Genomic DNA, 7,623 nt, shown 5'->3' with positions numbered 1-7,623 from the left:
TGGGTTGTAGTGGTGCGAGCGTAGGTGAGAGAGCTAGAATCTAGGGCTTTGGGGCTATGGGATTGGCTAGAATCTAGGGACTCTGTGCTAGCTAGTGCGGGATCTGTCTGTATAAAATCAGCTTGCTCTGCTTGGGCGCGCCCTACAAACGCATGTAAAAATGGCTTGATATTAGCATATTTAGTGAAGCGGTGGATTTTAGCCTGAAGTGCTGGGAGTGAAGTGCGAGAATCTAGAGCGCTAGGATTTGATTTGAGTGATTTGCCTTTTGCCTCATCTTGGGTTAATGTATCTTGCCCCCCCCCCCAATTTTTTAGTGCTTGATAGAGATTCTGGTGTGCTAAAGGCTGGCTCGATAGCATAGATGATACTCATCATAGCGACACTAGCGTATTTTATATAGTTATCATCACAGCCAAAAACGATGTGATAGGCATTGTCTGGGAAGTTTGTAGGGCTTGGTTTCATTTGGAGTGTCCTTTGATATGGGCTTTGGGGCGATATTATAGCAGAAGCAGAATCTAGGATTGCGCTTTTGCTTCTTGTGGGTCTTGTGGGTCTAAAAATCGCTCATCGCTAAAGCTATTTGCGTGGAGATTGCTAAAGGCATTTTTGAGCGATTTGAATAAAAGTGGATTCTCAAGCTCGAGATTTTCTAGCATTTTTTTGGTGTTGGCGCGAGATTTTGGGCGTTTATCTTCAGGGAGCCAATTTATAGGGCAGTTGCAATCAGGGGCTATGTAGATGTTGTTATGAGCGATAAAGTCGCGGATCTGTCGCTCGCGCACGAAAATCATCGGGCGCAGGACATATAAGCCATTTTGTGCGCGATAAATGGGCGGCATAGAGCGCAGCGCGCCATTAAAGCTAAGGTTCATAAAAAAGCTCTCCACCGCATCATCTAAGTGATGTCCTAGGGCGATTTTATTAAAGCCGCCCTCAAGGGCAAGTGTGTAGAGACTGCCTCGGCGCATCCTAGAGCAAAAGCTGCAGTAAATCGTCCCCTCTCTTTTGTGCTCTTCTAAAATCTTATAAATATCTGTGCGGATTCGCTCATATGGGATATTGTTTTGCTCACAATACTTGATGATATACTCATACTCCCCACCCCTGCCATAGTCAATCGTAACTGCCTTAAAGTCAAAGGAGAAAGGCGCGTGCTTCTTCATATACGCAAGGATTGTGGCAAGCAGCATAGAGTCCTTACCCCCACTTAGCCCTAGTAGAATCCTATCGCCCTCTTGGATAAGCTTGTATCGCGCGTTGGTGCGCCCTACGATGTTTAAGATCTTTTTGCTAATGGTGGGAGTGATGGGGGCTGTCATTGGGGCTTCTTTATGGTGCTGGCTAGCTCTTGGGCTTGCTGTGTGTCGATAATGTCGCTATCGTATTTTAAGACAATCACGCCTTCTGTGTCGTTGGTATAGACTTCGATAATGCCATTTGTGGATTCTAGGGTGGAGATCTTGCTGCGATCATACTCGCTTATGGGGAGATAGAGATTTTTCTGCTTAGTGGGGCTTGCTAGTAGAGCAAAAGAGCCTAGCCATAGCACACAAACCACTGCGACAATAATCCCTATCCACATAATCCCTAAATGATGATATAGCACACCGCCTAGCACACCCCCTGCAAAGGACCCCGCATACGCATAGGTGGTAAAGACTCCCAATGCCCTGCCTCTCTCGTGCGCTTTGGCATACTTGCTTGTGAGCGATTGCATAATAGGCTCTAAAGTCGCAAAGCCTATGAAAAACAGCACGATCCCAGCCACAAATAGCCATAAATAATTCTCCGCCCCACCAATAGCAAGCAAAATATATGCGAGCAAAAACAGCCCCACACCATAGCCTAGCACGAGCTTCGCCCTGCCATATTTCTCCGCCAAAATACTTGCAGGTGCTAGGGCGAAAATCCCACAAAGTGCCGCTGGAGTGTAGATCTTCCATAAATCTTCTTTATGCGCTCCTAGCTCATTGACAAAGCACAGAGGGATTACGACAAAAATCAAAGTCATAAACATCTTTTCTAAAAATGAGCTGCAATTCATAATGGTGAGGTTGCGATTGCGCGCGCTTTTTTGCGGGGCTTGCTCAAAGGAGTAGGAGATTTTGGGCGTGGGTGGGACTTTGAGCGCGAGCAGAAGCATTGAAATAAGCGTGAGTGCAGCAGTAAGCCAGAAAAGCCACGCCACACCGACATAGCCACCGATGAGCGGACCAATAAGCATAGCAAGCGTAAAGCTAGCAAATATCCCCCCACCCATAATCGCCATAGCTCCTGTGCGCTGCTCCTCTCGCACAAGATCGGTGATCTGCGCGCTCACCACGCCGCCTATCGCGCCTGCTCCTTGGATAAATCGCCCAAGAATGAGCAGGTAAATATTATCGGCTAATGCGCAAATAACAGAGCCGATAAGAAAAATCAAAAGCCCTGCCATAACGACCTTTTTGCGATCGATTTTATCGCTTAGGATACCAAAGGGCGTTTGAAAGATGATTTGCGTAAGATATGCCCCACCCACCGCAAGCCCTAGTAAAATCGCGGAAGTCTCGCCAAACTCTGTCGCATACAAAGAAATAACCGGAAGCACGATAAAAAGCCCCAAAAATCGCAGAAATACCACGAAGCTTAGGGGGAGAATTGTCTTAAACATCAATAAGTCCTTTCGATAAATACTTGAAGTTTATGGAAGAAATTCGCTATTATAGCCGCTTTATTGTAAAAATTTCGCTAGAAAAATCATCTAAATTATTAGATTCTAGGAGTGGGAAGTATGTTTCAGTTTATCATCGCGAGCAACAATGAGGGCAAAATCAAAGAATTCCGCGCCATGCTTGGGGATCTTGGCAGGGTGATGAGCCAGAGAGAAGCTAATATCCGCCTTGAGCCAGAAGAAAACGCGCAAAGCTTTGAGGAAAATGCACTGAAAAAAGCAAAGGCGATTTTCAACACACTTCCCCGCGAGCCTTATGGCACATTTATTTTGGCTGATGATAGTGGGATTTGCGTCGATGTGCTAGGCGGGGAGCCTGGCGTTCGTAGCGCGCGCTATGCGAGTAAAAATGACAAAAATGCCACCGATGAAGCCAACCGATACAAACTCATTCAAGAGCTAAGATCCCATGGCGTGCCAAGCTCACCAGCGCGATTTGTGGCGTGTGTAGCGCTTGTAGGCATGGGTGCGCGCGGAGAGCGGATAGAGTTTGTCGCTAGGGGCGAGTGCGAGGGCAGGGTCATCGATGAGGAGCGGGGGAAAAACGGCTTTGGCTATGATAGGTTGTTTATCCCAGATGGACTAGAAGAGACGCTAGCAGAAGTCGCTCCAGAGATCAAAAACCGCCTCTCACACAGATACAAAGCCCTGCTACAAGTGCGCGCTCATCTCGCTGCACTTATGTAGAATCTATCGCAAATCAAAATCCAAGGCTGCCTGTGAATATCGTGCAAAAACTCTTGCGCAATAGTGCTGTGAAATATGCCATTGTCGGGGGGATCAATACACTAGTGTGCTGGGTGGTGATTTTTGTGCTGATGTGGGGCGGGGTTATCCCAGAGATTGCCAACGCCATTGGCTATGGTGTGGGGATTATTGTCTCTTATGTGCTCAATAAACGCTATACATTTGCCTCCAAGCGCTCGCATAGAGAGGATTTCGTGCGCTTTTGCGTGGCGATGGGGATTGCGTATGGGGTGAATTTCATCGTGCTGGTGGTGCTGTATCGGGGATTTGGCGTGAATGAGTATCTCGCGCAAATCATCGCAGCAGTGTTCTATACCATAAGTGGCTATCTCATCAGCAAAATCTGGGCGTTTAAACCAAAATCTAGCCATTAAGGGTTAGCCATATATGGAATTTGGTTTCTGGATTTTTATGTGTCGCTGCCTTTGTCTGTAAGATTATTTGCTTAGGTCTTGACAATCACCGGGTGTAAGGGCTTATAATGCTCGCTAGATCTAGGTTTTAGATTTTGCAACTCAAACACAAAAGGAGCAAACATGCTTTTACAAGAGAATCTGGCTCAAGCTCAAAGCGGGCAAAAAATCACAGCCAAAGGCTATGCCCTAGCGCATAAAGATGATACATTTGCGCCTTTTTCTTTCACGCGACATGCGATGGGAGATACTGATATTCTTATTGAGATTCTTTATGCTGGAATCTGCCATAGCGACATACACTCCGCGCGCAGCGAGTGGAAAAAAGGCATCTACCCAATGGTCCCAGGGCATGAAATCGCCGGGCGCGTGGTGGCTACTGGCAAAAATGTAAGCAAGTTCAAAGTCGGCGATTATGCAGGGGTGGGCTGCATGGTAAATAGCTGTGGCGAATGCGAGGCATGCAAAAAGAGTTTGGAGCAGTTTTGTGAGCGTGGGCAGACGATTTTTACCTATGATTGCCTTGACTGCTTTCATGAGAATACACCCACCTATGGTGGCTACTCAAATAACATCGTGGTGAGCGAAAAGTTCGCCGTGAATGTCCCACAAGATGCGCCGCTCGATAAGGTTGCGCCGCTTTTATGCGCGGGGATTACCACCTATAGCCCACTGAAATTTAGTGGCGTAGGGAAGGGGCATAAAGTCGCAATAGCTGGCTTTGGTGGGCTTGGCGTCATGGCGCTGAAATATGCACTGCAAATGGGCGCTGAAGTGAGCATTTTTGCGCGAGATTTTAGAAAGAGAGAAGCGGCATTGAATCTTGGCGCAAAGGTGCTGTATGCAAGTCCTAGCGAATGTCAAGAAAAGTTTGACTTCATCATCTCTACCATTCCCACAGGCTATGATCCAATGCAATATGTCAATCTCCTAAAACACGGCGGCGAAATGGCAATTGTAGGACTACCCCCACTTAATGAGACGATAAAAACGGATTTAACGCGCCTAGTCTTTTGCGCAAACAAAAAAGTGTATGGCAGTATTATTGGTGGTATGCAGGAGACGCAAGAAATGCTGGATTTCTCAATCAAACACAACATCTACCCCGAGACTGAAATTATTGGAGTTGATGAGATAAATAGTGCGTATGAGAGTCTCACAAATGGTAGGGCAAAATTCCGCTATGTGATTGATATGGGGAGCTTGCATTAAGGAGCTTAAAGGTTGGGGTGGTGTAATGTTGGAGAGCGTCCTGCATTTGTGAGAGACAAAAGCGATCTGGGCGCTTTGGCTCTCCAAAAACGCCTAGCTTCTAAAACACTAATCTAAAAAAATAACCACAAATAACCCAGAATCCAAAATGCCCTTGCTACTTCAAACACCCAGACTACGAAAACACGCCATGAAGTGCGCTATAATCCCACACAAAATCACTAAAGGATATGTATGCCACAATCACAACCAGCCACATCGCTAAACGCGCGCCAAATGCGCGATAGCCTTGGTGGCGCATTACACTACACCACGCTTTTACAAACTGTGCTTTTTACCCTACTGCTGCTTGTCCTTTGCACTTGTGCTAGGGGCATTATGGTCGCACACTATATCCCAAATGAGCTATGGTGGTCGAAGGATTTTTATGCGATGTGGCTTATGGGTTTTAGGCTCGATATGCGCACGATAGGGATTGCGATGCTTATTTTTATAGGCTTTAAACTAATCGCTTATAGCATAACGCTGCTGCTTACTCTGGCTTCAAAGCTATCAATTAAGTGGGAGCGGGGGCAAAAGGGGCTAAGGCTCTCTAGGGCATTTGCCTTTTTATGCACATTTTTCACTACTTGTAGTAGCGCGGTATTTCATCTCTATGCCTTTTTGCTTGGGCTTGTGTTTATGGCAGCAGCCTTTGTAAATTTTTATTATTTCCAAACTTATGGCAGCAAAATCGATCTTTTTATCTTTGGACTCAAAGATGATGATACACTAGCGATTTTATCTGTTATGTGGCAGGATTATCCTGTTATTTGGGGTGTTTTGGCATCTTTGCTATGTGGGTATATCACGCTCACCATTTATAGATTCCCCATAGCCCACCAACATATCGCCAAGCAAATGCAAATAGCTTTTAGCAAGACCAATTTTCTTATCTACGCATTTACTCATATTTGCGCAATTGCTGTGATTTTTATCGCCGCTAGAGGGTCCTTGGGGACATTTCCGCTCAAAGAAGACAACCACCACATCTCGCCGATACCTATTTTTAACCACATTGCTACAAACCCCATCATCGCATTTGACTGGGCGTGGAAAAACTACCGCCATAGCGCAGTAATTAGCAAGCCAGACATACTTAGGGGTGAGAGCTTGCAAAAGCAGCTATTCCCTCTTTTTCATGCCACCCCAGATTCTAGCTTTTTACGCGAAAATCCGCCGCATATTGTTGTCAATCTTATGGAAAGCTTTGGGACAAATACGCTCATCTATGATGATAAGGACACAAATGACTTGCTTGGGGCTTTACGCAAGCATTTTGAAGATGACTTTGTGTTTTATCGGTTTTTAAGCGCAGCAGATGGGACGGGACCATCGACTTCGGCATTGTTTTTTGACGCTCCAATGCAAATCTCAATCAGCACATACAAATCACTAAAACTGCCATATAATCCTTTTGCAATCTATGCAGATGCTGGCTATGATGTTGTTTTCATCACTTCTGGCTATGGTGCGTGGCTTGATCTGGGTGAGTATATCAAAACTCAAGGGGCGCATAGATTTTATGATGCTGTTAGCATTATGGAGAAATACCCAGAGAGTAAGCAAGACCTAAATGGATGGGGCGTGCCAGATGAATATATCTACAAAATCGCTTATGAGATTCTAGATAATGCGCAAAAACCTACATTTATCGCAATACTCACAACCAGCAATCACCCACCACTTATACTCCCCCACACCTATACCCCAAAGCCCATCTCCTTGCCCGATGATTTACTGGCTAAATTTCCAAGGCAAACCAAAACAAAGCTCGAAATCCCCATAACACTCTATCAATATGCCAATCACTCTTTTGGAGAGTTTTTGGACAAGATTAAGCAATCTCATCTCGCTAAAAACACTATCATAAGTGCCACTGGCGATCATCGCCTGCGTAATTTTGAGATCAACCCCACGACAGACAAAGCCTTGCACCATAGCGTGCCTTTCTATCTTTATGTGCCACAAGCCTATCAAACACATCTCACCTATGATCCAGATCGCATAGGCTCACACAAAGATATATTCCCAACTCTCTATGCCCTTAGCCTACCAAATACCACTTATATGAGTTTGGGCGGGCGCAATATGCTTGCCAAAGTAGATGATGAGAAATATGCCTTTGGCTACAACCAATCTGTATGGATTGATAAACAAGGAATCTACCCAATCCACGCAAGCGTAGGATATATGTGGCAAAATCCCCAAGCCCCAGAATCTAAAACACAATTTACCAAATGGCTAAAAGACTTCACATATTCTCGTGATACAAGCTTCGCCCTGCACGATAAAAAAGACTTTATGGAGCTGTATAATGAGCTTTTTGCCTATGCTATCGCGTGGAGAATCCAAACTGCTAGCAAATAAGCGCTATCACTCATAAGAATCTCACATGGGTAGTCGCCCATGATACAAATCTGGACTTCCCTGATATGCGGTATTTGGTCGCATTTGTTTAAAAATATTTAACCAAAAATTAAAGTAATATTTAAG

General features: G+C 45.3%; 8 protein-coding genes. 4 read left to right on the top strand and 4 right to left on the bottom strand.

Features of this window, described 5'->3' with window-relative positions; translation table 11 throughout:
- From Q0171_RS07280 to Q0171_RS07265, 4 genes are all read right to left on the bottom strand, one after another.
- A partial coding sequence (locus tag Q0171_RS07280) for a hypothetical protein (protein ID WP_299328333.1) occupies window positions 1-362 on the bottom strand: 362 nt, incomplete at its 3' end.
- Window positions 274-468 (bottom strand): hypothetical protein, encoded by a 195-nt coding sequence (locus tag Q0171_RS07275; protein ID WP_299328331.1) that lies wholly within the window; start codon window positions 466-468, stop codon window positions 274-276. The genes Q0171_RS07275 and Q0171_RS07280, both read right to left, overlap by 89 nt.
- 53 nt (window positions 469-521) lie before the next feature.
- On the bottom strand, window positions 522-1,325 hold the full coding sequence (locus tag Q0171_RS07270) for an ATP-binding protein (protein WP_299328328.1): 804 nt from the start codon (window positions 1,323-1,325) through the stop codon (window positions 522-524).
- Window positions 1,322-2,656, bottom strand: a complete 1,335-nt coding sequence (locus Q0171_RS07265; protein ID WP_299328325.1) for an MFS transporter — start codon at window positions 2,654-2,656, stop codon at window positions 1,322-1,324. Before Q0171_RS07265 ends, Q0171_RS07270 begins: the two co-directional genes overlap by 4 nt.
- Window positions 2,657-2,776: 120 nt before the next feature.
- Here Q0171_RS07265 and Q0171_RS07260 point away from each other — a divergent pair, with 120 nt between their 5' ends.
- From Q0171_RS07260 to Q0171_RS07245, 4 genes are all read left to right on the top strand, one after another.
- The gene (locus Q0171_RS07260; protein WP_299328322.1) at window positions 2,777-3,403 is read left to right on the top strand and encodes a non-canonical purine NTP pyrophosphatase; all 627 of its coding nucleotides are present in this window, start codon (window positions 2,777-2,779) and stop codon (window positions 3,401-3,403) included.
- Window positions 3,404-3,435: 32 nt separating this feature from the next.
- A complete protein-coding gene (locus tag Q0171_RS07255; RefSeq protein ID WP_299328319.1) occupies window positions 3,436-3,837 on the top strand; it encodes a GtrA family protein in 402 nt (133 codons plus the stop codon).
- Window positions 3,838-3,999: 162 nt separating this feature from the next.
- Window positions 4,000-5,088, top strand: coding sequence for an NAD(P)-dependent alcohol dehydrogenase (locus Q0171_RS07250; RefSeq protein WP_299328316.1), 1,089 nt, complete (start codon window positions 4,000-4,002; stop codon window positions 5,086-5,088).
- Between the two features lie 234 nt (window positions 5,089-5,322).
- Window positions 5,323-7,497: an alkaline phosphatase family protein gene (locus tag Q0171_RS07245; RefSeq protein ID WP_299328314.1), complete on the top strand. Its 2,175-nt coding sequence runs from the start codon at window positions 5,323-5,325 to the stop codon at window positions 7,495-7,497.
- The last annotated feature ends 126 nt before the right edge of the window (window positions 7,498-7,623 follow it).

Source organism: uncultured Helicobacter sp., from assembly GCF_937906905.1.
In the GTDB taxonomy this organism is placed as follows: Bacteria; Campylobacterota; Campylobacteria; order Campylobacterales; family Helicobacteraceae; genus Helicobacter_B.
Note: the sequence above shows the minus strand (reverse complement) of the source record. Positions and strands in the feature narration are given on the sequence as shown.